Annotated in this window: 23 protein-coding genes and 1 pseudogene; 13 read left to right on the forward strand and 11 right to left on the reverse strand. The window is 62.4% G+C overall.

Annotated features, from left to right (window positions below; all coding sequences use genetic code 11):
- Positions 1-32 precede the first annotated feature (32 nt).
- The gene (locus tag ACN6NG_RS12035; protein WP_063423670.1) at positions 33-1,781 is read right to left on the reverse strand and encodes a BCCT family transporter; all 1,749 of its coding nucleotides are present in this window, start codon (positions 1,779-1,781) and stop codon (positions 33-35) included.
- A 311-nt stretch (positions 1,782-2,092) separates the two neighbouring features.
- Between ACN6NG_RS12035 and ACN6NG_RS12040 the strand changes: the two genes are divergently transcribed.
- From ACN6NG_RS12040 to ACN6NG_RS12055, 4 genes are all read left to right on the forward strand, one after another.
- Complete coding sequence (locus ACN6NG_RS12040) at positions 2,093-2,410, forward strand: hypothetical protein (RefSeq protein WP_016499285.1); 318 nt, start codon at positions 2,093-2,095, stop codon at positions 2,408-2,410.
- Positions 2,411-2,418: 8 nt separating this feature from the next.
- Entirely contained in the window at positions 2,419-2,619 is a 201-nt protein-coding gene (locus ACN6NG_RS12045; protein WP_012271937.1) for a DUF1289 domain-containing protein, read from the forward strand.
- A 50-nt stretch (positions 2,620-2,669) separates the two neighbouring features.
- On the forward strand, positions 2,670-3,311 hold the full coding sequence (locus ACN6NG_RS12050; protein ID WP_197898700.1) for a LysE family translocator: 642 nt from the start codon (positions 2,670-2,672) through the stop codon (positions 3,309-3,311).
- A gap of 226 nt (positions 3,312-3,537) precedes the next feature.
- Entirely contained in the window at positions 3,538-4,326 is a 789-nt protein-coding gene (locus tag ACN6NG_RS12055; RefSeq protein WP_063423672.1) for a substrate-binding periplasmic protein, read from the forward strand.
- Between the two features lie 17 nt (positions 4,327-4,343).
- Here ACN6NG_RS12055 and ACN6NG_RS12060 read toward each other — a convergent pair whose 3' ends face one another.
- From ACN6NG_RS12060 to ACN6NG_RS12075, 4 genes are all read right to left on the reverse strand, one after another.
- Complete coding sequence (locus ACN6NG_RS12060; RefSeq protein WP_353456963.1) at positions 4,344-5,351, reverse strand: XdhC family protein; 1,008 nt, start codon at positions 5,349-5,351, stop codon at positions 4,344-4,346.
- Positions 5,352-5,505: 154 nt separating this feature from the next.
- A complete protein-coding gene (locus ACN6NG_RS12065) occupies positions 5,506-6,849 on the reverse strand; it encodes a c-type cytochrome (RefSeq protein ID WP_353456962.1) in 1,344 nt (447 codons plus the stop codon).
- Positions 6,850-6,867: 18 nt separating this feature from the next.
- Positions 6,868-9,117: a xanthine dehydrogenase family protein molybdopterin-binding subunit gene (locus tag ACN6NG_RS12070; protein WP_474314107.1), complete on the reverse strand. Its 2,250-nt coding sequence runs from the start codon at positions 9,115-9,117 to the stop codon at positions 6,868-6,870.
- Positions 9,117-9,572 (reverse strand): (2Fe-2S)-binding protein, encoded by a 456-nt coding sequence (locus ACN6NG_RS12075; protein WP_353456959.1) that lies wholly within the window; start codon positions 9,570-9,572, stop codon positions 9,117-9,119. The genes ACN6NG_RS12070 and ACN6NG_RS12075 overlap by 1 nt, the downstream gene beginning before the upstream one ends.
- Before the next feature lie 344 nt (positions 9,573-9,916).
- On the opposite strand from ACN6NG_RS12075, the gene ACN6NG_RS12080 reads away from it, so the two are divergent.
- Both ACN6NG_RS12080 and ACN6NG_RS12085 read left to right on the forward strand, forming a co-directional pair.
- Entirely contained in the window at positions 9,917-12,103 is a 2,187-nt protein-coding gene (locus ACN6NG_RS12080; protein WP_474314109.1) for an OsmC domain/YcaO domain-containing protein, read from the forward strand.
- 263 nt (positions 12,104-12,366) lie between these two features.
- Positions 12,367-13,179, forward strand: a complete 813-nt coding sequence (locus ACN6NG_RS12085) for a class I SAM-dependent methyltransferase (RefSeq protein WP_474314110.1) — start codon at positions 12,367-12,369, stop codon at positions 13,177-13,179.
- Here the strand turns inward: ACN6NG_RS12085 and ACN6NG_RS12090 are convergent.
- From ACN6NG_RS12090 to ACN6NG_RS12100, 3 genes and pseudogenes are all read right to left on the reverse strand, one after another.
- Positions 13,166-14,044 carry a DUF6708 domain-containing protein gene (locus tag ACN6NG_RS12090; RefSeq protein WP_474314112.1) on the reverse strand — a complete coding sequence of 293 codons (879 nt, stop codon included), beginning with the start codon at positions 14,042-14,044 and terminating at the stop codon, positions 13,166-13,168. The two genes, ACN6NG_RS12085 and ACN6NG_RS12090, sit on opposite strands and share 14 nt — an antisense overlap.
- Positions 14,045-14,046: 2 nt before the next feature.
- Positions 14,047-17,065, reverse strand: a pseudogene (locus ACN6NG_RS12095) (T6SS effector BTH_I2691 family protein).
- A gap of 314 nt (positions 17,066-17,379) precedes the next feature.
- Positions 17,380-17,667 (reverse strand): hypothetical protein, encoded by a 288-nt coding sequence (locus tag ACN6NG_RS12100; RefSeq protein ID WP_081237966.1) that lies wholly within the window; start codon positions 17,665-17,667, stop codon positions 17,380-17,382.
- A 164-nt stretch (positions 17,668-17,831) separates the two neighbouring features.
- Here ACN6NG_RS12100 and ACN6NG_RS12105 point away from each other — a divergent pair, with 164 nt between their 5' ends.
- The 4 genes from ACN6NG_RS12105 (at position 17,832) to ACN6NG_RS12120 (ending at position 21,036) form a co-directional block, all read left to right on the forward strand.
- Positions 17,832-18,260, forward strand: a complete 429-nt coding sequence (locus ACN6NG_RS12105) for a DUF2231 domain-containing protein (protein WP_063424672.1) — start codon at positions 17,832-17,834, stop codon at positions 18,258-18,260.
- Positions 18,257-19,549: a PQQ-dependent sugar dehydrogenase gene (locus ACN6NG_RS12110; protein ID WP_474314115.1), complete on the forward strand. Its 1,293-nt coding sequence runs from the start codon at positions 18,257-18,259 to the stop codon at positions 19,547-19,549. The genes ACN6NG_RS12105 and ACN6NG_RS12110 overlap by 4 nt, the downstream gene beginning before the upstream one ends.
- Before the next feature lie 158 nt (positions 19,550-19,707).
- Positions 19,708-20,289: a hypothetical protein gene (locus ACN6NG_RS12115; RefSeq protein ID WP_049275956.1), complete on the forward strand. Its 582-nt coding sequence runs from the start codon at positions 19,708-19,710 to the stop codon at positions 20,287-20,289.
- Between the two features lie 228 nt (positions 20,290-20,517).
- Positions 20,518-21,036 carry a DMT family transporter gene (locus ACN6NG_RS12120; RefSeq protein ID WP_063424668.1) on the forward strand — a complete coding sequence of 173 codons (519 nt, stop codon included), beginning with the start codon at positions 20,518-20,520 and terminating at the stop codon, positions 21,034-21,036.
- Here the strand turns inward: ACN6NG_RS12120 and ACN6NG_RS12125 are convergent, their stop codons facing one another.
- Positions 21,037-21,945 (reverse strand): LysR family transcriptional regulator, encoded by a 909-nt coding sequence (locus ACN6NG_RS12125; RefSeq protein ID WP_063424666.1) that lies wholly within the window; start codon positions 21,943-21,945, stop codon positions 21,037-21,039. It lies immediately after the preceding gene.
- 220 nt (positions 21,946-22,165) lie between these two features.
- Here ACN6NG_RS12125 and ACN6NG_RS12130 point away from each other — a divergent pair, with 220 nt between their 5' ends.
- From ACN6NG_RS12130 to ACN6NG_RS12140, 3 genes are all read left to right on the forward strand, one after another.
- Positions 22,166-23,380 carry a YeeE/YedE family protein gene (locus ACN6NG_RS12130; RefSeq protein WP_279923738.1) on the forward strand — a complete coding sequence of 405 codons (1,215 nt, stop codon included), beginning with the start codon at positions 22,166-22,168 and terminating at the stop codon, positions 23,378-23,380.
- A gap of 112 nt (positions 23,381-23,492) precedes the next feature.
- Complete coding sequence (locus ACN6NG_RS12135; RefSeq protein ID WP_474314119.1) at positions 23,493-24,467, forward strand: quinone oxidoreductase family protein; 975 nt, start codon at positions 23,493-23,495, stop codon at positions 24,465-24,467.
- Positions 24,468-24,495: 28 nt separating this feature from the next.
- Positions 24,496-25,416, forward strand: coding sequence for a LysR family transcriptional regulator (locus tag ACN6NG_RS12140; protein WP_197898711.1), 921 nt, complete (start codon positions 24,496-24,498; stop codon positions 25,414-25,416).
- 45 nt (positions 25,417-25,461) lie between these two features.
- On the opposite strand, the gene ACN6NG_RS12145 is transcribed toward ACN6NG_RS12140, so the two are convergent.
- Both ACN6NG_RS12145 and ACN6NG_RS12150 read right to left on the reverse strand, forming a co-directional pair.
- Positions 25,462-25,791, reverse strand: a complete 330-nt coding sequence (locus ACN6NG_RS12145; protein WP_016499303.1) for a hypothetical protein — start codon at positions 25,789-25,791, stop codon at positions 25,462-25,464.
- Between the two features lie 74 nt (positions 25,792-25,865).
- The gene (locus ACN6NG_RS12150; RefSeq protein WP_474314122.1) at positions 25,866-26,516 is read right to left on the reverse strand and encodes a DUF998 domain-containing protein; all 651 of its coding nucleotides are present in this window, start codon (positions 26,514-26,516) and stop codon (positions 25,866-25,868) included.
- Between the last annotated feature and the right edge of the window lie 146 nt (positions 26,517-26,662).

Consider the following 26,662-nt stretch of genomic DNA (forward strand, 5'->3'; position numbering starts at 1 on the left):
GCTCCTGCAAGGGACCGGGCGGGGCTGGCGTGTCAGGTTTCGGACACTTCGCTCGCTGCTGCCGCCTGCTTCACCGCAGCCTTCTTCTCCTGCACCACGATGTAGAACTCCTCACCATGCTTCACCGCCCCATACAACACGGCCTTCTCGATCAGCTCGTTGCCGCGCAGGTGACGCAGCATCATAGGGTCCTTACGCAGGTCGCGGTACAGCGCCAGGCACAGCAGCACCATTACCACCACAAAGGGCAGGGCCACGACGATGGTCAGGTTCTGCAGCCCGGTCAGCGCCTCGCCCGGGTCTCGCGGGTCGCCGATCGCCAGCATGATCGCGGCCACCGTCCCGGTCAGCGCGCCCCAGAAAATCACCGTGCGCCGCGATGGCGCGGTGGTGCCGTGCTCCGACAGCGTGCCCATCACCAATGACGCCGCATCGGCACCGGAAACGAAGAAGATGCCCACCAGGATCATCACCAGCACCGAGGAAGCCGACGCCAGCGGGTAGCTGTCCAGCAACTGGTACAGCGCGTGATTGCTGTTGACCGCACCGTTGGCCAACTGGAAGGCGCCCTCGCGCAGGGCATCGATGGATGCACCGCCGAAAATGGTGAACCACACCAGGCTGACCAGGCTCGGCACCAGCAGCACACCGGTGACAAACTGGCGGATGGTGCGGCCGCGGCTGATGCGGGCGATGAACATGCCCACGAACGGTGTCCAGGAAATCCACCAGGCCCAGTAGAACACGGTCCAGCCGGCCAGCCAGCTGTTCATCTGATCGCCGCCACTGGCGTTGGTGCGGGCCATCATTTCCGGCAGCATCTTGATGTAGATACCGATCGAGGTCGGCAGCAGGTTGAGCATGAGCAGGGTAGGGCCGACCATGAACACGAACGCCGCCAGCACCAGTGCCAGCACCATGTTGGTGTTGGACAGCCACTGGATGCCCTTGCCGATGCCTGACACCGCCGAGGTGACGAAGGCAATGGTCAGCAGGGTGATGATGGCGATGTAGAACAGCTTGCCGGGGCTTTCGACCCAGCCATTGTATTCCAGCCCGCCGGCAATCTGCAGTGCACCCAGGCCAAGCGAGGCCGCCGAGCCGAACAGCGTGGCAAAGATTGCCATCATGTCGATCAGGCGGCCGAGCGGGCCGTTGGCGTGCTTGCCGATCAGCGGCCGGAATGCGGCGGATATGAGCTGCGAGCGGCCACGGCGGTAGGTGCCGTAGGCAATCACCAGGCCGACGATGGCGTACATGGCCCAGGGGTGCAGGGTCCAGTGGAACAGGGTGGTGGCCATAGCCACCTGCATCGCTTCGCTCGTCTGCGCGGTGGCCGAGCCGGGTGGCGGCGTCACATAGTGCGACAGCGGCTCGGCAACGCCGAAGAACATCAGGCCGATGCCCATGCCGGCGCTGAACATCATTGCCACCCAGGACACCGTGCGGAATTCTGGCTGTTCGCCATCACGGCCCAGTGGCACCCGGCCATAACGGCTGGCTGCCAGCCACAGCACAAACACCACGAAAAGCGTGGAGGTGAGCACGAAGAACCAGCCAAAGTTGAGAATGACCCAGGATTGCGCGCTGGAGGCGCTGCTGGCGAGGCTGGCCTGATTGAGGAAGCCCCAGAGGACGAACGCGATGGCCAGAAGGCTGGTGAAACCAAAGACAATCCAGTCGAGTTTGCCCTCGAAATGCCGGTCCTGGCGGGCTTCTGCGGTTTTCGAGGGGTCTGTCACGCCAAGGTCGAGTGTTTCGGTGATGTGTTCCTTTGCCATGAATGATGAGGCCCCTTTGTGGTTTACCTGCAGGCGCAGGCTTCTTGTTGTATGGGCGACCGAGTTCGATGACGGCCTCGGCGGGGAGATTGCCGGCCGATTATCCTGTGCCCGAAACGGCTGTACCTGTCCCGTAAACGTCTTGGGGCGTCCATTGCGCGACCTGCCAAATACTTTTAGTTCTGGGGGCGGTGGCCCTTTCTGCCTCGCGTTCTGGTACCCTGTGGGCATTACCCTGGCCTGCACATCCGGGCACCGTAGAAGCGTTGCTGCTTGTGGGCCAGGCCGCACCAGGAAACGGAGATTCGTCAATGGCCACTGACCGTGTGAGCCTGATTCATTTCGATAAATTGAGCATGAGCCCTGCCGCCGCCGATCGGTTCCAGAAAGCCCTCGATGCGCTGGCAGCGCTCAAGCTGCAGGACCGTTACGTGTACCTCATCGCTCCTTATCTGGGTGATATCGCTGACGCCTCTGACGCTGAGCAACTGGATACCGCCCTGGGCCAGTGCATTCGTGTGGTCGATGAACTGCTGGCTGCCAGGTCGGTCAGCAAAGCCAAGTCTGAAGAAGTACGCCAGGTGTTTCAGAGCGCTGCCGAACGTGCACGGGCAGAAATGCCCGGCTGAGTGGTGGCATGGCCAAAGATATCGACAACCCCTGCGTCTCGTTATGCCAGCTCAACAGCGAGCTGTGCGTGAGCTGTGGCCGTACCCGTGACGAAATTCGCAAATGGCGGGGCATGAAACGCCCGGAAAAGATGGCCACCGTGCAGCGCGCGGCAACGCGCATGAAAGCTATCGCCAAGAAGGCAGCCAAGCGGCAGAATGCTGACTGATCCTGCGTGCCCTGCACGCGGCCTAGCCTGATTTGCCTGACGAGCCTGAAATGGATTCTCACTCGCTGTTTGCGTTTACCTTGGTCGCCGCCATCGCGATCGCCAGCCCTGGCCCCGCCACCCTGATGGCCATCAACAACAGCCTGGCCCACGGCCAACGCAGCGCGGTCTGGTCGTCGCTGGGCAATGGCTCGGGCCTGTTCTGCCTGTCGGCTGCGGCCATGCTCGGGCTGGGCGCGTTGCTGGCCAGTTCCGAAGTCCTGTTCAACGCCGTGAAGATCCTGGGGGCAGGCTATCTGTTCTACCTCGGTGTGCGGCAGTTGCTGAAAAAAAAACCGATGCTGGAGCAGGGCGCTGCTGAGGGCGCTGTCAAGGTACGGCCCACACCGCTGAAGTTGTACAAATCGGCTTTCCTCACAGCGGTGACCAACCCTAAGGCAACAATGTTCTTCACTGCGCTGTTCCCGCAGTTCATCGACCAAGGGGCGGCACTGTTGCCGCAGTTCCTGACCCTGACCGGGATTTTCGTGGGCTTGTCGCTTGCTTCGCTGAGTTTGTATGCCGCACTGGCGGCGCGGGCCAAGGGTGTGTTGACCCGGCCGTCGATGTCACGCTGGGTGAGCCGCGTGGTGGGCGCCACCTTTATCGGCTTTGGCGCGGCGATTCTGGCGATGCGTCGGCAAGGGGCCTGAGGCGCGACACCTCCAACGGGGCGCTGGTTGATAACTGGCGTCGTGGCCGGCCAAGGTATTGGGTTGGCCTGTTTCTTGGCTGGCCGATGAAAGGCCGCCTCACTAACAACTCTTAGTCCAGACTGTCTACAGCACGCGCAGATGAATGCTGCGGTCGAGCACAGGATGTGGCAGCCTTTGGCCACCACGCCGGGTCGCCGGATGTTACATGTGCCGAGGGTTGTAGATGATCCAGCGTTGCTTGAGCCAAGCCTTGCTGCTGTTGCCTTGCCTGTTGCTGCCCCTGGCGGCCGCAGCGGACGAGCCATGCCGACGGCTCACCGCGACCGGCAACCCGGAATACCCCCCTTACCTGTGGCGCGACCCGCAGAACCCTCAGCAACTGATCGGTGCCAACGCTGACCTGCTCAAGTACCTGGGCAAGCAGTTGGGGCTGGAAATCGAGGTGGTGTACGGCGGCCCCTGGTCGCGGGCGCAGGAAGAAGTGCGCACCGGCCGGATCGACCTGCTGGCCGGGTATTTCATCACCCAGGCCCGGAAGCAACAGATGGACTTCATCGCCCCACCATTCCTGAGTACTCCCAGCGTGGTCTGGGTACGCCAGGACAATGCCTTTGCCTACCACCAGTGGGCAGACCTCAAGGGCCGCAAAGGCGGGACCCTGGTCAACAACAGCCATGGCCAGCAGTTCGATGAATACGCCCAGGCCAACCTCACCCTCGAAGCGGTGCCTGGCGCACGGCAGGCGTTCGAGAAGTTGATGCACAAGCGCAGTGATTACGTGGTGTACGAGCAGTACCCCGGCATGGCGTTGGCGCGCACCCTGGGCATTGCAGCCACTGTGCAGGTGTTGCAGCCCCCCGTGTCCAGCGAAGGGTTGTACCTGGCGATTTCGCATGATTCGCCCTGCAACAAGCCACAGCTGCGTGAAGCCCTGGCGCGGGAGATGGCGAAGGTCGTTGCCGGGGCGCTGCCCGAGCAGATGCTGAAGCAGAACCTGGAGCGGTGGCAGTAACAGCCCCGTACGCGCTCCTACAGGGACCCCGCTTCCTTGGCCTGGCTCACGTTGACCGCACCAGGCAGGGTGACGGCGTTTTTTGCCGCGAGGATCTCGGCCATGACACTGACGGCGATCTCGGCCGGCGTCTTGCTACCAATGTAGATGCCAATCGGGCCATGCAGGCGCTGCAGCGAGGTCTCGCTTTCGCCGAAGTGTTCGATGAGGCGCTCGCGGCGCAGCTGGCTGTTACGCCGCGAGCCGATGGCGCCAATGTAGAACGCAGGGCTGTGCAAGGCTTCGAGCAGGGCCAGGTCGTCCAGTTTAGGATCGTGACTGACCGCGACGATGGCACTGCGAACGTCTGCGGCGAAGGCGCGGACCACGTCGTCCGGCATGCCGGGCAGCAGGTTGACCCCGGCAACATTCCAGCCGGCCGTGTACTCCGGGCGCGGGTCGCACAGCGAAACGTTGAAACCGTTGAACAGCGCCATGGTAGCGAGGTACTCGGCCAAGGCGCCGGCACCGATCAGCAGCAGGCGGTAGCCCGGGCCAAGGGTATTGAGCATGCGCTGGCCATCGAAGCTGAACAGTTCAGGCGTGTCGGTCGCGGTGAGGCGGGCTTCACCGTTGCTCAGGTTCAGCTCACGGCGCACCAGGTTTCCGCGGTCGAGGCAGGCCAGCAGTTGGTCCAGGTGCGCCAGTGAGGGGGCGAATTCCAGCACCAGTTCCAGGGTGCCGCCGCAGGGCAGGCCAAAGCGGTGGGCCTCGTCGGCGCTGACGCCATAGCGCACCACCTGGGGCTGGCCGGTGGGCATGCCGGGGCCGCCGTAGGCGCTGGTGTAACGGTGGATGAGATCGTCTTCGATGCAGCCGCCGGAGACACTGCCGGCCACGCGGCCGTCGCTGCGCAAGGCCATCATCGAGCCGACCGGGCGGGGGGAGGAGCCCCAGGTACGGGCGACCGTGGTGAGCAGGACGCGGTGACCAGTGGCGAGCCAGTCTCGGGTGGTGCGCAAAACCAACAGATCAATGCTTTCCATTGGGGTTCCATTAAACCTGATGTTCAAGGGTGGCTGTGCGGGCCTCTTCGCGGGTAAACCCGCTCCCACAGGTATTACACCCATTTACAGAGCGGCGTGTTTCCGGTGGGAGCGGGCGTGCCCGCGAAGAGGCCGGTGCATGAACCACGGCAAATCAGCGCATATGCAAGATGATCGGGCTGCTGCTGGCCGGGTCGGTATGACCACGCAACTTGCCTACCGCCTGCGCATCCACCGCACCCCCCTGGTTGCCCCAGGCCGTACGCACGAAGCTCAGCACCTCAGCAATGTCCTGGTCACGCAACTGCGCGCGGAAAGCCGGCATGCGATAGGCATCCGGCACACCGGCAGCCACCACCCGCTGCGAACCATTGAGGGTGATATTGATCGCCGAGGCGTTCTCCCTGGCCAGTGCCGAGGTGGCGCCTGCCAATGGCGGCATCCATTCGGCCTGGCCTTTGCCGTCCAGACCGTGGCAAGACGCGCAGTGGGTCACATAGGTGTGCGCCCCCGGGCTGTCGAGCCGTGCCGCTGCCGCTTCGGCCTGGTAGTGCCATGGCGCGCCGTCACGCTGTGGGTCGCCGGGCAGTGATTTCAGGTAGTGCGCAATGGCGGCCAGGTCATCGTCATGCATGAACTGAGTGGAATTGTTGAACGCCTCGGTCATTGAGCCGAACACCACGGCATGCCGGTTGCGCCCGGTTTTCAGGAACTGCGCGATTTCTGCCTCGCTCCAGCGCCCCAGCCCGGTGTTGTGGTCGGCGCGCAGGCTCGGTGCGTACCAGCCGTCGAGCAGGGCACCGGCCAGGAACGGCTTGCCGCTTTCATCCAGGGCCTTTTCGTTGAAGGCCAGGCCGCGCGGGGTGTGGCAACTGCCGCAGTGGCCGGGGCCCTGGACGAGGTAGGCGCCCCGGTTCCACTGCGCATCCTGCCCTGCCTTGGCGGTGTAAGGCGTGGTGGCCGCGAACAGGCCATTCCACAAGGCGATTGGCCAGCGCAGGTTCAATGGCCAAGGGATGTCGCTGGCCAGGTTGGCCTGTTGCACCGGTTGCACACCATGCATGAAAAACGCGTATAGCGCCTTTACATCGTCATCGCTGAGCTTGGCGTAGGACGGGTAGGGCATGGCCGGATACAGCCGGCGGCCACCGGGCGCGACACCCTGGCGCACGGCACGGTCGAAATCGGCCAGGCTGTAACTGCCGATGCCGCTGTCGCGATCGGGGGTGATATTGGTGGCGTGGATGGCACCCAGGGGGGTGGCCATTTCCAGCCCGCCAGCGAAAGGCTTGCCATCCGGCAGGCTGTGGCAGGCAACGCAGTCACTGAGGCGGGCCACGTACTCGCCACGGCTGACCAATGCCGGGTCAGCGGCACTGGCCTGTGCGTCGGCAAACGGCGTGGCCGGCTCGCGGGTGACATACCAGGCCAGCAGGCCTGCCGCGACCAGGCACGGCAGCGCCAGCCAGCCAGCGGTTCTTGCGAAACGATGGGTCATGGGGCGTCCCTTGTGCGATCAGCTGAAGGTATGGCGGCTCAGTGGCAGGCTGCGTACGCGCTGGCCGGTAAGCTGCGCGACCGCGTTGGCCACTGCCGGGGCTACGGCGGGTAGCGGTGGTTCCCCGATACCGCCCATCTTCGCCCCGCTTTCGACAATGCGCACATGCACCCGCGCCATGCGCGAGGGCGGCAGGATCGGGTACAGGTCGTAGTTGCGTGCGCGTGGCTTGCCATCGACATATACCGCTTCTTCCACCAGCGTCTGCGACAGGCCAAGGGCAACCGCGCCGTTAACCTGGTGTTCGATGATCGCCGGGTTGACGATGCTGCCCGGGTCGATGGCCTCCCAGATGTCGTGCACCTTGACCTGGCCGTTCTCGATCGATACCTCGGCGATGACTGCCGCCTCCGAGCCGAATGGTGAGGCCATGGCCACGCCGCGTGCCCGTTTACTGCCATCCTCGGCGGTGAACGGCCCGCGTTTCCAGCCACCGGACAATTCGGCGACCGCGTTCAGCAGGTTGGTCAGGCGCGGGTTGTCGCGCAGCAGATGCAGACGCAGCTCGAACGGGTCCTTGCCGCCTTTGTCGGCCAGTTCATCCAGGAATGATTCATAGAAGAAGTCGTTCAGCGAGTTACCCACCGAACGCCAGTAGCCGAGCATGGCCGGGCCTTTGACGTAGATCTGGGCAATGCGCTTGTTGCCGATGGCGTACGCCTTGCCTGATAGCCCCTCAAGCGCGGTCGGGTCGATCTTTTCCCCTTGTTTGCCAGCAAGAGCCTCGGTTGGGCCTTCGGTGGCGCTGACCGCTTCGAGGGCCACTGGCATGCCATCGGCATCCAGACCGGCGCGGAATTTCACCACTGCGACCGGGCGCAGCACATCACGCAGGAATTCTTCTTCGCGGCTCCAGATGAGTTTTACCGGCCGGCCAACCGCTTTGGCCAAGGCAATGGCCTGCGGGTAAGGGTTGGCCGAGTCGTACAGGAAGTGGCGGCCAAAGAAGCCGCCCAGCAGTGGCGAGTGCAGGTTGATGTGCGCAGGCTCCAGGCCGGTACGCTTGGCAATGTCGTCACGGAACATGTCCGGGGCCTGGTTGGGCAGCCAGACGTCCAGGGTGCCATCCGGGTTGAAGCGGGCGAGGGCGGACGGTGGCTCGAGCTGGGCATGGTTCAGGTACTGGTTGTGGTAGCTGGCTTCGACCTTGGTTTTGGCATTGCTCAAGGCGCCGGCGATATCGCCTTCGTTCTCTTCATCACGGGCCGGGCCCTCGACCGTTGCCAAGTGCTCGCGCCAGGCGTCGCTGGAGAAATTGGCCGGCATCGGCCGCACCTTGCTGTCGGCGGTCGGCTCTTGCCAGTCCACCTGAATCGCCTCCACCGCACGCTTTGCGTGCCACCAGCGCTCGGCCACCACGGCCACGGCGCCCGGCAGTTGGTGCACTGAATGCACACCTTTCATGGCCTTGACCTGCTCTTCGTTGCGCAGGCTGCCCACGGTCATGCCCAGGCGTGGCGCGTGCTGCACGGCGGCGTGGAGCATGCCGTCGACCTTTATGTCGATGCAGTACTGGGCCTTGCCGGTGGACTTGTCGTAGGCATCCAGGCGGCGAACGGGCTTGCCGATCCAGCGAAACTGGCTGGGATCACGCAGCTTGACACTGGCCGGGTCGGGTACCGGCAGGTCCATGGCGCGCCCGGCGAGTTCACCGTAGGGTATCGAACGCCCGCTCGTGGTATGTACTACGTTTCCTGGTGTGGTCGAGAGTTCGTCGACCGGCACGCCCAGTTGTTCGGCGCCCGCCTGCAGCAGCATTGCCCGGGCAAGGGCGCCCAGGCGGCGCATGGTCGGGTAGCTCATGCGCACCGACATGCTGCCGCCGGTGATGCGCATGCCGTTTTCCATCACCACGTAGGCTTCGCCCGGTGGTGCGCTATCGACTACGAAGTTGACGGGGTCGACATCCAGCTCTTCACCCACAATTTGCGCCATGGCGGTGAAGGGGCCTTGCCCGCCTTCCATGAAGGGGCTGAGCAGGCGCACCGTGCCGTCTGGGCGAATTTCCAGAAACGCCGGCACCTGGGTGCCGCGTTCTGGGGTTGCCGCGGCCGCGGCCTGCACGCGGGCCGAGCCCATGGGCAGGCCGAAACCCAGCACCAGGGCGCCGACTGCGGTGCCGGCAAGAAAACGCCGCCGCGACAGGTTGACGGTTTCGCCCAGTTGCAACTTGAGCAGCTCTGCGGGGCTATCGACTGGCGTGTTCATCAGCCCTGCTCCCCTTGGGCCAGGTCATGCACGGCAGCATGGATGGCGTTGTAGGTGCCGCAGCGGCACAGGTTGACCATGGCCGCGTCGATCTGCGCATCACTGGGCTTGGGGGTGTGCTTGAGCAACGCCGTGGCGGCCATGACCTGGCCAGACTGGCAGTAGCCGCACTGGGCCACCTGGTGCTCGACCCAGGCCGCAACCACCCGTTTGCCAACGGCATCGGCTTCGATTGCCTCGATGGTGGTGACCTCGCGCCCCACCACACCGGCCACCGGGGTGACGCAAGCGCGGACTACGTTGCCGTCCACCAGCACCGAACAGGCGCCGCACTGGGCCAGGCCGCAGCCGTACTTGGTGCCGGTCAGCCCCAGGTCATCGCGGATCACCCACAGCAAGGGCGTGTCGGCGTCCGCCTCGACCTGATAGGTCTGCTGGTTAATGCGTAGTTCCATGGTTCACCTGCCAGTCATCGGTTGCTGTCGCTGTGTTTTTTCTGTGCGGGAATACGTTGTTCCCCAGAGGAGAAACGCTAGCACAGGGGGATGACCGCTGGTCTGGAGGCGAGTGCAGGTTCAGAGGATCAGGCAAGCAATCCGGCGGAATGCGCAAGCCTGTACCGGCCCCATCGCCGGCAAGCCAGCTCCCACAGGGCGGCGTAAGGGTTGAAAGATATGCAGTCCCTGTGGGAGCTGGCTTGCCGGCGATGGGGCCAGGCAGGCAAACAGGACTTCTGGCGTAAAAACCCGGATAATGCCGGCCAATTTCGTTTTGCACGCTTAAATCACGGTAATCCCGCATGGAAATCAAGGTCAATTTTCTCGACAATCTCCGTCTCGAAGCCAAGTTCGACGACTTCACGGTGATCGCCGACCAACCGATCCGCTACAAAGGCGATGGTTCGGCCCCAGGCCCGTTCGACTATTTCCTGGCGTCTTCGGCCTTGTGCGCGGCTTACTTCGTCAAGCTGTACTGCCAGGCGCGCGACATCCCCACCGAAAACATTCGCCTGTCGCAGAACAACATCGTTGACCCGGAAAACCGCTACAACCAGATCTTCAAGATCCAGGTCGAGCTGCCCGAGGACATTTCCGAGAAGGACCGCCAAGGCATCCTGCGCTCCATCGACCGTTGCACGGTTAAAAAGGTGGTGCAGACCGGCCCCGAATTCGTGATCGAAGTGGTCGAAAACCTCGATGCCGATGCCCAGGGCCTGCTGATGCCGGTGGCGGACACCAGCACCTACATCCCAGGCAAGGACCTGCCGCTGGAGCAGACCATCGCCAACATGTCGGGCATCCTCGCCGGGCTGGGGATGAAGATCGAGATCGCTTCGTGGCGCAATATCGTGCCCAACGTATGGTCGCTGCACGTGCGCGATGCGCAGTCGCCGATGTGCTTCACCAACGGCAAGGGCGCAACCAAGGAAGCGGCGCTGGCCTCGGCGCTGGGCGAATTCATCGAGCGCCTGAACTGCAACTTCTTCTACAACGACCAGTTTTGGGGCGAGGAGCTGGCCAACGCGCCGTTCGTGCACTACCCGAACGAGCAGTGGTTCAAGCCTGGCCCGCGCGACGCGTTGCCGGCCGAGATCCTCGACGAGCATTGCCTGGAAATCTACAACCCGGACGGTGAGCTGCGTGGTTCGCACCTGTACGACACCAACTCGGGCAATACTGCGCGCGGCATCTGCTCGCTGCCGTTCGTCCGCCAGTCCGACCAGCAGGTGGTGTACTTCCCGTCCAACCTGATCGAAAACCTGTTCCTGAGCAACGGCATGAGCGCCGGCAATACCCTGGCCGAGGCGCAGGTGCAATGCCTGTCGGAAATCTTCGAGCGCGCCGTGAAGCGCGAAATCCTCGAAGGCGAGCTGTGCCTGCCGGACGTGCCGCAGGAAGTGTTGGCCAAGTACCCGGCCATTGTCGCCGGTATTCAGGGCCTGGAAGAGCAGGGCTTCCCGGTGCTGGTCAAGGATGCCTCGCTGGGTGGCGAGTTCCCGGTCATGTGCGTGACTTTGATGAACCCGCGCACCGGTGGCGTCTTCGCCTCGTTCGGTGCCCACCCGAGCCTTGAAGTGGCGCTGGAGCGCAGCCTCACCGAGCTGCTGCAGGGCCGCAGCTTCGAAGGCCTGAACGACCTGCCGCAGCCGACCTTCGAGAGCCATGCGCTGACCGAGCCGAATAACTTCGTCGAGCACTTCATCGACTCCAGCGGCGTGGTGTCGTGGCGCTTCTTCGGCGCCAAGGCCGACTTCGAGTTCGTCGAGTGGGACTTCTCCGGCCATGGCGAGGACTCCAATCTTCAGGAGGCCGCAACCCTGTTCGGCATTCTCGAAGACCTGGGCAAGGAAGTGTACATGGCGGTGTACGACAACCTTGGCGCCACTGCCTGCCGCATCCTGGTGCCGGGCTACTCGGAAATCTACCCGGTCGAGGACCTGATCTGGGACAACACCAACCGCGCCCTGTCGTTCCGCGCCGACATCCTCAACCTGCATACCCTCGAAAGCCGCCCCCTCAAGTTGCTGCTCAAGCGCCTGGACAACTGCGATGTGGATGACTACACCACCATCACCACGCTGATTGGTGTGGAGTTCGACGAGAACACCGTGTGGGGCCAGCTGACCATTCTCGAGCTGAAACTGCTGATTTGCCTGGCGGTGCAGCGTTTTGAGGAGGCCAAGGAGCTGGTCGAGGCATTCCTCCAGTTCAACGACAACACCGTCGAGCGTGGCCTGTTCTACCAGGCGCTGAACGTGGTGCTGGAAGTTCAGCTGGATGACGAACTGGAGATGGACGATTACGAAGCCAACTTCCGCCGCATGTTCGGCAATGCGCGGATGGACGCAGCATTGGGTTCGCTGGACGGCAGCGTGCGTTTCCATGGCCTGACTCCGACCAGCATGAAGCTCGAAGGCCTTGATCGCCATCTGCGCCTGATCGAGAGCTACAAGAAGCTGCATGCAGCCCGGGCCAAATTCGCCTGATAGCTGCGGTCCCACTCGTTATTTTGTGCTGGCTGTACCGCCCTCATCGCCGGCAAGCCAGCTGCCACAGGTACTGCACCCTTGTGGGAGCTGGCTTGCCGGCGATTGGGCTAGCAGCCCTCATATAGCACTTTGATCCTGGCGCTATCCCCAAAGCGTCTTTCCGCTTCGCCTGACAGGCGAGTAAATTATTTTCCCCCAATAGATGGCGCGTTAACCGCCAGAAGGACCTCGGCCGCGCGCACGACAAGAAGGCGCAGACCATGAGCACCCCTTTGGACACCAATGCCCTTAAAGCCCGCCAGCAGGCCGCGTGGGCCAGCGGTGACTACGCGGTAATCGGCACCACCCTGCAACTGGTTGGCGAACGCCTGGCCGAGGCCTGCGACTTGCGCTGGGCCGAGCAGGTGCTGGACGTTGCTGCCGGCAACGGCAACGCCACCTTGGCCGCTGCCCGGCGCGGCTGTCGCGTCACCTCCACCGACTACGTGCCCGAATTGCTCAAGCGCGGCGAAGAGCGCGCGCGGGCCGAGCACTTGGATGTGCTGTTCCAGGCGGCCGATGCCGAAGCGTTGCCGTTTGCCGACGGAACCTTCGATGCCGTGCTTTCCACCTTCGGCGTGATGTTCGCCCCTGATCAGGCGCAGGCCGCACGCGAGCTGGCCCGGGTGTGCCGGCCCGGTGGCCGCATCGGCCTGGCCAACTGGACCCCGCAAGGCTTTGTCGGGCAGATGTTCAGAATTCTAGGCCGGCATGTGCCTCCACCTCCCGGTGCCTTGCCGCCATCGCGCTGGGGCGATGAGGAGCAGTTGCGCGTGATGTTCGAAGGGGCGCTTGGCGAACTGAAAGTGAACCGCCAGCAGTTCAACTTTCGCTATCGCTCGGCGGCGCATTTCATCGAGGTGTTCCGCACCTGGTATGGGCCGGTGCACAAGGCGTTTACCTCATTGGAGCCGGAGGCGGCCAGTGCGCTGGAGCGGGATCTGACCCAATTGCTGGAGGAGAACAACGTCGCTGGGCCTTCATCGTTGGTGGTGCCGAGTGAATACATTGAGGTGGTGGTCATTCGGGGCTAGCAGGCGCTCCTTCCAATGCCTCCGCGGGTGGGGGGGCTGCACGGACATTGAAAAGCTTGCAGACGAAGTACCAAGCGATCGCGACCGTTAGGTTGTAGGGGAACAACACGGCCCAGAACGGCAGTTGCCAGTTTTTCTTGCCCTGCATTTCACCGGGCTCGCCGGTACGCCAGGGGGCATAGTGGCGCCAGGCTTCAGCCGGGGTCAGGCAGATGGCGTGGAGTGGCTTGTGCCACCAATTGGGCTCGCGGGGAGGCGGAAGCTTGTCCGGACCGTGGTTCATGAAATGGCGGAGGTACTCCCACACTTCGGCGACGTGTCTGACCCCGGGCTCGGTGGGGTCGTTGCTGTCGACCCAGAGGCAGTCTTTTTGGTGGAGGCTGCCATCCGCTCGGCGAGGGGCGAAGGCGAGGGCGTAGCTGGTGCTGAAGGATGAGCCGCCATACTCGGTGCGTTTGAAAACGCCTCCGCCAGTGTTACTCCACTCAAAGACGAATATCTTGCTCAAGCGTTTATAGTAAATCTTCTGAGTTGATCGGTTGAAACATATGCTCGATAAGCGCTTTATGAAGTATATTCGGTAAATTAGGAACGGGAGGAATGTGAAGGGCGTGAGTGCGAAGCTGGTCATTAAAAGTGGGTTGGATTCAAAATACTTTATGAACTCCCCGTCAAATAGATAAGGGTAGAAGCCGATCATTGAAATAGTTATTATTGCGCAGTACAGTTTCCCCATGAATATCGAGTCTGTTACCCATGGGTTTCTCAAACATAAAAAATTGTCGGATAAGCTCAATAGCTGCCCGGTGATAGCGGGCTTGTGTCCTGAACCTGTCTTTGAATTGAACATCCAGATGGTTGCCATGGTCAGCGTTCCAGACGAAAAGTTGCGAGGCTCTCATTGTCTTCGTCCAACCCTTGATTGGCGCTGTAAGCGAGATGCAGTGAGACATGATTTTGGTTGGCTAGCGTGTTCTCGAAATGCAGAACCAAGCCAGCGCCTACGATGTGACCGGTTGAGACGATTGGGAAAACGTCCATCCCTTGGTCGTCACGAAGGGCGCTCAAGCTCCCTGACCATTCACTCACGCCTAGCCTGAAGCCAGGCAGTAGCACTGTGAACTCAACAGTTGGTTGAGGTGTGGCGGCTTCGTTATGGGTGATAGCTGTCCAGTTGGGCGGAGACCAGTGATCGTTCCGACGCCATTTAGTGCCGGCTTCAGTTATACCCAGGGACAGCGCCTGTTCAGCGGACAGCAGTTTTGGTCCGTAATGCTCGGTGTGCCAGGCTTTGACCTCGGCTTGTAGCGACGCGTAAGCCGGAAGTTTCTGCTCATAGTCCAAGGTAATGCCAGCGCGCCCCTCTCCATCATTGATGCGATTACCGAAGATGCTGCGTGCGGCCCAAAGCTCAATTGGGCTGTGAAGGTGCTCATGTGCCTTGGCGTGCAGGTACAAGCCTCCTGCAATGATGGCTACGCCTACGAGGACAAGGGCAGCCGCAGCCCATCCGGCAAAGGGTACTAATGTTGTTGCGCCCGCAACGGCAAGGCCTGCTTCAAGGGCGACAGCAGAGCCGATGGCCATAGTTACCCCTCCGGCCAAGGTGTATCCGCCTGCAGTTGAACCACCACTTTTGAGCTGACGCATTCCCTTTGATATGTCTGAAAATAGGCTGAATGCTATCGCCGGATATCCGGCTAAACGCGCAAACAAATTACTGCTTAAGAACTTGATGATTCCATTACCAAAGGCCATGCCCGGCGCCGTTGAGCTCAATCTCAACATCACGGCCTTCTGCGTTGCTCGCACGCTGACCATCGTCGCCGCCGCTGCACCGATCACTCCGAAAATCGATGAAGCAAAGCCCAAGGTGTATTCCGGTGCATCGTTCTTTTGCAGGCTGTTAAAGGCCGTCTTGAGCGATAAGATGTTGAACCACAGCATCCCCGCGTTCAGACCACCCCCACCGCCCGAGGTGAGCAACCCGAGAAAGTTGGGCTTCACTCGCGCAGTGGTGGTCAGTTCTATCGATATTGTCCGGCTACCCGAGATGCGCAGTTGTTTCATTTCCTCAACCTGCGCCATGCCGCTCTTCAAATACTTCTGTGCCTCCTGGCTAAATGGATTGTCCGTGATGGCCTGTTCGGTGATTCGATAGCGCGCTGCCAACAGCCCCAACGCCTTCTCGGCATTCGCCTCCCGTGCCGCCAACAGCACCTGCTGACGCAGGCCATGACTGGCATCCCACCGTGTCTGGCCACGCAGGCGCTTGAGCACTACGGTATTGACCGCCTGGGCGGTAAGGTCGGTGATGTCGGCCATGGCCGGGAAGCGACCCGCCAATCCTTCGATCACGTTGTCGCTCGCGCCGAACAAAGAGCCGGTCGAATCCGCCTTGTCCTTGAACGGGTTGAACGGCGCCAGGGCGGTGTACAGCGGGCTGTCGTGCTGGTCCAGCCATTGCTCCAGGCGTTTGAAGCGTCGGTCATGCTCTTCGGTGCCGGGTGCCGGGTGCCGGGTGCCGGGTGCCGGGTGTCGGCTGGCCCATCGGGTGAATCAGCAAAGCCAGCGAGATTTCCAGGCCGCGGGCGGAGGTGCGTTCGTCGCGGTCGTAACACGCCAGCGCGGCTGCCAGGCTGTAGGGGTTGTCGATATGTTGCGATTCGGCAGTGGCCAGCCAGGCGTCATGATCATTGCTGGCTTGCAACGCCAGGTTGCGCAGGGCTGCAATACGCCGTTCCAGTTCATCGCGCTCGGCGAGGAAATGCCGGTATTTGGCGATATCGATGCGTTTTGCCAGGCGCGCGCCGTAGGGGGAGTAATCCTCATGGGTGAGGGCCTGGAAATGTGACTCGGCCGCAGACAGCGCAGGGCCACGCCGCTCCGTGCCAAGCCTGAACGCAGCCAGTTCCGGTGAAGGCGCATCGGCCGGGTACATGCTTTCCAGCGTCTTGTTCAGCAGCATGCCCACCAGGTTGCGATGGTGAAAATCGCGGCTTTGCACGCTCAGTTGCTCGGCATCCAGGCGGTAGCACGCGGGCACGCGTTCCTGCTCGGGAGGTTGCGCGGGTTTTGTGTGTGCCAGTTGCTCGGCGGGCATCAGGTCGCGCATTTGATGCTGGTAGGCCGAGACCGACAGGCTCAGGTCCAGGGCCATGCCTTCGGCGTCGGCGAGTGCTACCACCACCGGTACTTTCGGTTGGGTCCAGGGGTAGTGACGCGCAACGGCGACCAGGTTGCCGATAGGCAAGGTTTCGGTGACCGGGTCGCTGCTCCAGGTCAGCGGCATGCGTCGTTCGGTTGGCTTGAAGTCTTCGACCCAGGTTTGCAGGGCACTGACCGGCAACACATGGGGCTGGGTGGACGGCGCCTGGTTGCCGGTGATCAGTTCGACCATGTCCAGCTGGCGCATGTGCCGTTTGCGCAAGGCTGATGAACTGGTGATGCGGGCGGTCACGGCGTTGGTCCACAGGTGCGGGCTGTAAGCGATCCACACTTCCTTGGCGATATCGGGGCAGGTATCGGCCCACACCCAGCCCATGCTCCGGCTGGAGAGGTAGCGATCACGCAGGTGGTAGTTTTCCAGCCCTTTGTAACGCAGTTCCTTGTAAAGGCCCGCGCCAATGTACTCATGGATGACCAGCTTTTCGCCCTTCGGGCCTTTCATGAACACGTAGACATAACCCGGGCGTAAAGCGCGGAGGGTGTAGGCAGAGTGTTGCAGCGGGGCGAAGCCTTGTTCCAGGTTGAAACCGGCATTGGCATAGCGGCAGGCGGGGGATTCGCCGGTGCGTGGCACGATGGCATAGCGCACCGGCAGGATGGGGATGCGTGCACTACAGGCAGGGCCGGAAGTGGCACTGCTAACGGAAGCATTGCTCATGCGAGTTCCTTGCTCAGAGAGCAGTCTTTTCAGACCAAACGCGTAGAACGGCCTGTTTCAGTGCAAATAAAGACTGGAAGGGGGTTGGCTGATGCTTATGCTGTAGGAAATATCTTCCTTGTTTAGAGGCTAAAAAAGATTGGCTTGTTAAGGCTCAGGCGAAAAACAATGCCTCGCTTTCTCCTTCTTGGTCGAGGCAGAAAGTGTAATATTTTATTTGAATGTTTTTTGTGTTTCGCGAGTGTGGTTTTATAAGTGGAAAGTTTGACCTTTTCTGTAGGAGTTGTCTTACATATTAATCGGGCTTTAAACTTTCAGTTCTTGCACTTGGCCATCACTACTTGGCAAGTTCGGGGAGCGCCCCCCGAGCGGCCGGCATAGCGTATGCAATTGTTCATGGATTTTTGCCGCGCAATGCTCAGGGTATTGCCCCAGGCCAGGCCGCCTTCGCCAGTCGTGGGTACGGCTTTGGCGAAGCAGTTGGAGCCTACTGCAGGCGTGGCGTAGCGCGCCTTGCTGGCTTTGCTGGAGCAACCTGCGGTAAGCGCCAGGCTGAGGGCGAGCAGGGTGGTCAGGGCCCAGGATGCGTTTGGTCTGCTCACGTGTTCCCCTTCTGCGCTTGGCAGCAAATGCCTTGCAGGATATTTCATTGTAGCGAAGCGGTGAACTATCGCGTCGTGAAGGGGCTCCTTTGCTAAGCGCACCCTGCGCTCACCTGATGGCGCACGCCCATCATCCCTGGGTCACTGAATGAAAAGGAGGCACTGTGACCGCTACTGACCAAACCCTCTACCGCTGTACGCCCAGCCCGCTGCACGCCCTGCTCCTGGCAGGCAGTGTGCCGTTGTTTCTTGGCGCACTGCTGAGCGACATCGCCTACTTCAACAGCTACCAGATCCAGTGGAGCAACTTCGCCGCCTGGCTGATCGCCGGCGCCTTGGTGTTCTGCGGGTTGGCACTGTTGTTTGCGCTGGCCAACCTGATCCGCGCCAAACGCAAGGGCGGGCGCGCCACGCTGTACTTCATGCTGCTGCTGGTGACCTGGGTGCTTGGCTTGATCAATGCGTTCGAGCACGCCAAGGACGCCTGGGCGGTGATGCCGTCGGGGCTGGTGTTGTCGGTGATCGTGACCGTGCTCTCGGTAGTGGCTGCGTGGACCGGCTTGAGCAACCTGCGTTCGGGAGGTGCAGCATGAAGCCTTTGCATGCATTGAGCTTGTTGAGCATGGCGGTGTTGCTGAGCGCCTGTGGGGGTGACGGCGAGCCTACCCAGGCCCATGGGCCGGACCCGAAGCTGCCCGATCCGCAGCGCGGGTTGTTGCCGAGCATGAAGATCGCGCAGCCGGTTGCCTGGGGCGAGCAGAAACCGACCGTGCCGGAGGGTTTCAACGTCACAGCCATTGCCACTGACCTGAAAATCCCGCGGCAGAGCCTGGTGCTGCCCAATGGCGATATTCTGGTGGCCGAGGGCAGGGGTGGCAGCGCGGCCAAGCTCAAGCCCAAGGATGTGATCGCCAGCCAGATCAAGGCCAAGGGCAATACTCAGGTCAAGGGTGGCAACCGCCTGACCCTGTTGCGCGACGCCGACGGCGATGGCACCTACGAGGTGCAGACCGTGTTCGCCGAAAACCTCAACGCCCCCTATGGCCTGGCCTTTGCCAACGGCAAGCTGTATGTGGCCAACCAGGATGCGCTGGTGCGCTTTGACTACAAGGAAGGCCAGACCCAGGCCGACGGCCCGCCATCCAAGGTCACCGACCTGCCGGCGAAGATCAACCACCACTGGACCAAGGCGCTGACAATCAGCCCCGATGGCCGCTATCTGTATGTGGGCATCGGCTCGAACAGCAACATCACCGAGCGCGGCCTGGAGGTGGAGATCGATCGGGCGATGGTCTGGCAGGTTGATGCCGAAACCGGCGCCCACCGGCCTTACGCCACCGGCTTGCGCAACCCGACGGCATTGACCATTCAGCCACAGACCGGGCAGTTGTGGACGGTGGTCAACGAGCGGGATGAGCTGGGCCCCGACCTGGTGCCGGACTACCTCACTTCGGTGCGCGAAGGTGGCTTCTATGGTTGGCCTTACAGCTACTGGGGGCAGAATGTAGATGATCGGGTGCGGCCGCAAAACCCGGACAAGGTGGCTGTGGCGATCAAGCCGGACTACAGCCTGGGCTCGCATGTGGCTGCATTGGGTGTCGACTTCTCGATCCCGGCCATGGGCAAGGAGTTTGCCGACGGAGTGTTCGTGGGCGAGCACGGCAGCTGGAACCGGCCCGATCCGGTGGGCTACAAGGTGATTTTCGTGCCGTTCAGCAATGGCAGGCCGGCAGGGGAACCCATCGACTTCGCCACCGGCTTTCGCGGTGAGGATGGCAAGACGCGTGGGCGGCCGGTGGGGGTGACCGTGGACCCGCGCGGGGCGTTGATCATTGCCGATGACCTGGCCAATACGGTATGGCGGGTGACGCGTAACCGTTGAATATTGGTCTGGCCCAAATCCACTCCCCTGTGGGAGTGGGTTCATCCGCGAAAAAGCCGGCGAGGTGATGGCACCGGCAGGGTGGCGGGCAACGTCTATGCTTGTTGGCGCGTGAACCATTCGCGCCCTTTTCTGGTTGATCACATGGAAGCAGGTCTATGAATCCGATTCGCTCACTCGCTCGTGCTGTTGCCCTGGCCACGCTGGCATCCGCTGCCAGCTTCACGGTGCACGCTGCCGATATTCCGATTGCCAGCGAGGCACTGGAAAGCCATGTCACCACGCAGGTCACAGCCATCGACCTGGCCAACCGCCAGGTCACGGTAAAAGGCCCTGATAACAAGAAAGATGTGACGTTCCAGCTTACGGAAAACGCGAAGGCTCTGCCTAACCTCAAGGTTGGGGACCAGGTCGATATCTTCGTTACCCGCGCTGTGGCTTATGTGCTCAACACCGATGTGGGTGGGGCGCCGAAGGCCAGCGAGGAATCCGGCACCATTCGCGCCACTGCACAAAACCCCAACCCGGGCGGAGAGGCATTCCGCCAGGTCCGGGTCACCTCGCAGATCAAGAAGATCGACCTCAAGACGCATGAAGTGAGCCTGCTGCCACCCGAGGGCAAGTTGCAGGTGGTCAAGGTCGAAAACCCGGACTTGCAGGCACGCATGAAGAATCTCAAGGTCGGCCAGACGGTCGATGCGATCTTTACCGAAGTGCTGCGCGTCGAAACCTCCCGCTGAGCATTTCCTGAGACAGGCTACGGGTTGCCCGTACGTGAATCCGTCGTGATGCCTTGCATGACGGCGGATGTTGTAGGCGACCCGAGCACGCAAAAATCCTCATCACGGGGAAAATTGCAACCGCTTCGAGCATGCGCCTGACGAATAATCTACGTGCATGCTTTCGATTTCCATCAATGGTGAGAATATTCGATCATTGCCTGAACGTTTTCAGCAATGAGGGCTGCCATGTCCAGTAAAACCCTGTGCCTGCTGGTACTTCCTTTTGCCTTGGCGTTGCTTGCCGGGGCGGTATTGCCGTTCCAGGCTGCAGGTAATGCCGCCGTGGGTCGTGCCCTGGGGCATTGGTTGTGGGGGGCCTTCGCTTCGTTGACGATAAGTTCGTTGGTGGTTATCGCCGCTCTGTTGGTTCTCAGGGTGCCCGTACCAGACCTGGGCAAGGCCCTGCAGGGGCCATGGTGGCTGTGGATTGGCGGCGTGCTGGGGGCGATGTATGTGGCGGGTGCTGCAGCGCTTACGCCCAAACTGGGCGCGGCGGGGTTCCTGGTGTTCGTAGTGGCAGGGCAGATCATCACGGCAGTGCTCGCCGACCACTTCGGGGTGATGGGGCTGGGCGGCAAGCCGCTGAGCCTTGCCAGGGTGGCAGGTGTAGTGCTGATTCTGTGTGGCGTGCTGTTGGTGCAAGGCACCTGGTCGACGGCGCCAGCCACCAGTGCAATCACCGCTGTGAAGCAGCCAGAAGGCTGATCAGCGCCCCGGTTGGCTGCATGCCCACACGGTTTCGCGCAGCCAGCGGTGCCCGGGGTCGCTGTCCTTGCGGCTGTGCCAGGCCTGCTGGTAGTCGAACGAGGGAATCGCCAGTGGCGGTGTGAACTGGCGCAGTGTCTTGTGCTCGCGCAAGGAGCCCACTGCGCGGCTGGCTACTGTCAGGATCAGGTCGGTGCCAGCAAGTACCTCTACTGCCGCGCTCCAGTGTGGCAAGGCCAAGGCAATGCGGCGGCGCAGGCCTTGGGCGGCCAGCGCACGCTCGATCTCGTCGAAGGCATCGGGGCGCATGGCCATCAACACATGCGGGCGTGCCAGCCAGTCTTCAAGGGTAAGGCCGCCGCTGGGGGGCAACACCTGGCGATCGGCAACGCTGATGAAATGGTCGGCAAACAGGGGCTGGGCAAGGATGTCCTGAGGCAGCTCGGGGAACAGGCCCAGTGCCAGGTCCAGTTCCCCATCGAGCAGTTGCGCCAGCATGGTTTCGCGACTGGCCTGGCTGATGGCCAGGTCCACCCCGGGTGCTACCTGGCGCAGGTGGCGCAGCAGGGGCGGCAGGATGATGCGCGAGGAGTAGTCGGACAGCGACAGCCGGAAACGGCGCTGGGCTTTGGCTGGCTCGAACTGTGGGGTGGCCAGCAGGCCGTTGAGATTGCTCAAGGCATCCTGTAGCGGTTTTACCAGCGACTGGGCACGGGCGGTGAGGGCCATGCCGCCGCCTTGGCGTACCAGCAAGGGGTCGTCGAAGTGCTTGCGCAGTTGCGCCAGCGCGTGGCTAACGGCGGGTTGGCTGCGGTGCAGACGCAGGGCGGCCCGGGTCACGTGCTTTTCACTGAGCAGGGCATGCAGGGCGAGTAGCAGGTTGAGGTCGATCTTGCGCAGTTCATCCATGGGGTGAATGGCCTTGGTTGATTCCAGCGGTGTTTATTAGCTTAACAAGCCTTGCACGGTCGTTGTGGGAGCAACTGTCTTGCTCAACTTCTAAAAGCTGGCGCGATTAAAAGCTGAGGGCCCTTCGCGCCCCATCGCGACGCAAGGCAGCTCCCACAAGGCTCGCGTTGACCGTTGGGGTTATACTCCCCGTCCGTTTTACTGTTATCCGAGTACTCCGATGGGTCTTTCCGCAACTGCCACACCCGAACCGCGTCGCCTGGGCGCCCCTTTGATCGCCATGGCCTTACTGCTGGCTGGCGCCTGGTTCCTCAATCTGAATGCCGGCTTCAAGCAGGTGTTGCTGCTGCTGGTCGGCGCGGCGCTGGGCCTGACCCTGTACCACGCCGCCTTCGGCTTCACCTCGGCCTGGCGGGTGTTCATCAACGAGCGTCGCGGCGCAGGCCTGCGGGCGCAGATGGTCATGCTGGCCCTGGCGGTGCTGCTGTTCTTCCCGGCATTGTCAGCTGGCAGCCTGTTCGGCAACCCGGTCACTGGCCTGGTGGCCCCGGCGGGTGTCTCGGTCGTGTTCGGTGCGTTCATCTTCGGCATTGGCATGCAGCTGGGCGGCGGGTGCGCTTCGGGCACGCTGTTCACCGTCGGCGGTGGCAATGCGCGCATGCTGGTGACCCTGCTGTTCTTCATCATCGGTTCTGTAACCGCCACCCATCACGCTGACTGGTGGTTTGCCTTGCCGTCGTTCCCGGCAACCTCGATCGTGCAGGCCTGGGGTGTGGGGCCGGCGCTGCTGGTGAGCCTGGCAGTGTTCGGGCTGATCGCCTGGGCTACCGTGGTGCTGGAAAAGCGCCGACACGGCGCGCTGGAAGCGCCAGTTGCCAGCGAACACCAGGGCATGCGTCGCTTCCTGCGTGGCCCTTGGCCGTTGCTGTGGGGCGCTATCGCCCTGGCACTGCTCAACTACGCGACCCTGGCGCTGGCGGGGCGGCCGTGGGGCATTACTTCGGCCTTCGCCTTGTGGGGTGCCAAAACCCTCAACGGCCTGGGCGTGGATGTCGGCAGTTGGGTGTTCTGGCAGGCGCCGGCCAATGCCAAGGCTTTGGCCTCGCCGTTGTGGCAAGACATCACCACGGTGATGGACCTGGGCATCGTGCTGGGTGCGCTGCTGGCGGCCGGCCTTGCCGGGCGCTTTGCGCCAAGCCTGAGAATTCCGCTGCCGTCGCTGATTGCCGCGGTCATCGGCGGTCTGCTATTGGGCTACGGTTCGCGCCTGGCGTATGGCTGCAATATCGGTGCGTACTTCAGTGGCATCGCCTCGGGTAGCGTGCATGGCTGGCTGTGGCTGGTGTCGGCGTATGCCGGCAACCTGATCGGCGTGGGCCTGCGGCCGTTGTTTTTCGCCGGTGAGCGGCGCCCTGCGGTGCTGACAGGCTGCTAATGCGCTGAGTGAATTGCTGCAAGAGGTGCAGAAATCATCTGCACCTCGCCTGATTGTTCAACTTTTCCTCCTTGATTAGCCTGACACGAACCCTCACCAGCAGGATTCGAACATGGCTATCCGTATCACTCTCAACTGCACCGGCAGTGTCGACGTCATGCAGCCTGAACACGTGCAAGCACAACCCCCAGGGCCCGGCCAGGTCTGGCTGGAGCAGACAGCCATGGGCGTGAACCCGCTGGACCTGTTGCAGCGCAAGGGCGGTGCACCTCTGGCCTTGCCTTCCGGTCTGGGGCTGGAAGGCGCCGGGCAGGTCACTGCCGTCGGTGATGGGATACACAACGTGCAGGTGGGGGACCGGGTCGCTTATGCCATGGGGCCGGTCGGTGCCTATGCCAGCGGCCGGTTGTTCCCGGCCGAACGGCTGGTCAAGCTGCCGCCGCAGCTGCAGGACGAGGCCGCAGCAGCGGTGCTGTTCAAAGGCATCACGGCGCAGTACTTGCTGAAAACCACCTACGCTGTGGGCCCGGGTACCCAAGTGCTGTTGTACGGCGCCGCCGGTGCCCTGGGCCAGCTGATGGCGCCTTGGGCGCGGCATCTCGGGGCGACGGTGATCGGCGTGGTATCACGCCCGCAAAGTGTGGCCAGGGCCCAGGCGGCCGGTTGCCACCATGTGCTGGTGTTCGACGCGGCAACGCTGGCCAGCGATGTGCGCAAGCTGACCCAGGGGCAGGGCGTGGATGTGGCCTATGACTGTGTCGGCAAGGTGTCGCTGGAAGCTTCGCTGGACAGCCTGCGGGTGCGGGGCCTGCTGGTGTCGTTCGGGGGCGCTTCCGGTGCGCCGGCGACGATCGAGGTGGCCACGCTCAATGCCAAGGGCTCGCTGTACCTGACCCGGCCGTCACTGGCGGCACATACCCGCACGGTAGAGGAGTACCAGCAGCGCGCCGCCGATGTGCTGGCAGCCGTCGCCGAGGGTATCATCCAGCCTCGGGTCTGGCGTCGCTACCCGCTGGCCAAAGTGGCCAGGGCCCATCGGGACCTGGAACAAGGGCTGTCGGAGGGCGCGCTGGTCCTTACTGCCTGATGCCCGAATCCTGCCACCGAGCCTAGCCATGGATGCCTTCGCCAGTCGCCGCACCGATGAACTTGCCACCTTGCTGGCCCTCCACGAGCAGGGCTCGTTTGCCGCTGCCGGGCGGCGGCTGGAGCGCCACCCCACGGTGCTGTCGAAGCGCCTGAGTGCGCTGGAGGCGCGGTTGGGCATTCGCCTGGTGGAGCGCAGCACGCGGCAGCTGCGTTTTACCGATGAAGGCGAGCGGCTGGTGGCCAAGGTACGCGAGGCCAACCGGCTGATCGCCGAGGCGGAACAGGAAGCTGCCGAGGGTGCGGCAACGGTACGCGGGCGCTTGCGCCTGGCATTGCCGGCGGCCATGGGGCGGCGCTGGTTGAGTGGGATGCTAGCGGACTTCGTGCTGGCCTATCCGCAGGTGACGGTGGAGGCCGAGTATGCCGACCGTTTCGTCGACCTGATCGGCGAGGGCTTCGATGCCGCCATCCGCATTGGCGAGCTGGTGGACAATCGCCTGGTGGCCAGGAAACTGTGCGATCACTGGCGCATCCTGTGTGCGTCGCCTGAATACCTCGCTCGGCATGGTGTACCGGTACAGCCTGAACAATTGAATGATCATAATTGCTTGTGTTTCAGTGGCTTACGTTCATTTCCTGAATGGCGCCTGATGAGCGGTGAGCGGCAGGTGAATGTGAAGGTCGCAGGCAGCCTGCGCAGCAACGACAATGAGGCATTGCTGGAGGCGGCGCGGCGTGGCGTGGGCATTCTTGCCGGCGGTGACTGGCTGATGGGTGAGGACCTGGCCAGCGGCCGCCTGGTACGGGTGCTGCCGCAATGGCAGCTGGATGTGGCAGCGGGCATTTACCTGGTACGCCCGACCGCTCGGCTAAACACTGCGGCCCTGGGCGCCTTCAAGGCCTGGCTGGAAGACCGCTTCCAGGCCGGGGCACCGTGGCGGTCTTGATGCTCTTCTGCAGATTTAACGCATAACTGTCTGATAAATAATAGATTATCGTTTGGCTACCGCATGCTGAACACACTGCTCATAATAAGTTTGCTTGATCGCTGCAGGCTTCAACCGCGAGCGGCTGTTGTAAGTCTGCTCGGTAATACCGAAGGCGGTCATGCGCATCCAGGGTTTGGGGAATTTGCGTACCTGCAGCTTCTTGCGCGTAGCATACAGGGTCACCCCGGAAAGCTTGGCCTGCTGGGCCTCGGCCGCTATCTGCGCACCCCAGCCGCAGGTGTGGCGATCATTCTGGCTCAGCGCCCGGGCCTGGGCGCCGAAAGCCAGCGTGGCCAGCAAGCAACCGGCCATCGTTGCTAGAAATACTCGCATATTGCTGTCCTAAGCATCTGAAGAAGAACGGAGTTTGCCTTCGCTTTCCGATGCCGGGGGCCAGCAATTTGCCGTCAGATCACCGCCATGCGCAGCGGGCTGTCCGCTGGTGTGCGTAGGCTTGCCCAGGCCAGGCTGGCAACCCAGATGACCGACACACCATAGTTCAGGCGTTGATACAGGCCGAATAACTGGCCGTTTTGCGCTGCCTGGCCCATCAGCGCGACGGTAATGATCGCCAGTAACACACAGGCCAGGGAAAACAGCGCAAAGGCCCGCGAGCCGGCAATGCGATTGCCTAGCCACGCCCACAGGGCACTGGCCAGGGTCAGCGAGAGGAACATCAGCAGGCCGGACAGGTTATGCAGTTGCTGTGAGGTGGACGGCTGCGCTGGTGCACAACCTTGGTCACAGGGGAACCAGCCGGTGCCCAGGCTGCCGACGCCATGCAGAAGCACCAGGGCAGCACTCAGCATTGCCAGTTTCGAACCACGCCAGCGCCGCACCAGGCCCCAGGCAAACAGCGCGAACAGCGCGGCCAGTGGGAAGTTGTTTACCAGTGGCGACCAGCTGTGGGTCGGCGCGCCCACGGCCCCGAGCTGGCTCATGGCTTGTTGCAGGTGGTCATAGCCGGGGTAAGCCTGGGCGGTGAGCCAAACACCTGCCAGCAACCAGAGGGGTATCAGCAAGCCGCTGGCGAGCAATAGGCGGTCGAGGGGTTTCATGCGGCATTTTCCTTCCATGGATGAGTGAGCGCAAAGGCGCACAGTACAGGCTTGCGTGGCCTCTGGGCCAGCAGTTGGGCCGGCTTTTTCATAGGTGTGGCTTGGGAGGAAGAGCAAGAAATACCGCACCGGGTGTATGTGATCGT

The sequence above is a fragment of the Pseudomonas sp. TSO6 genome, assembly GCF_056098905.1.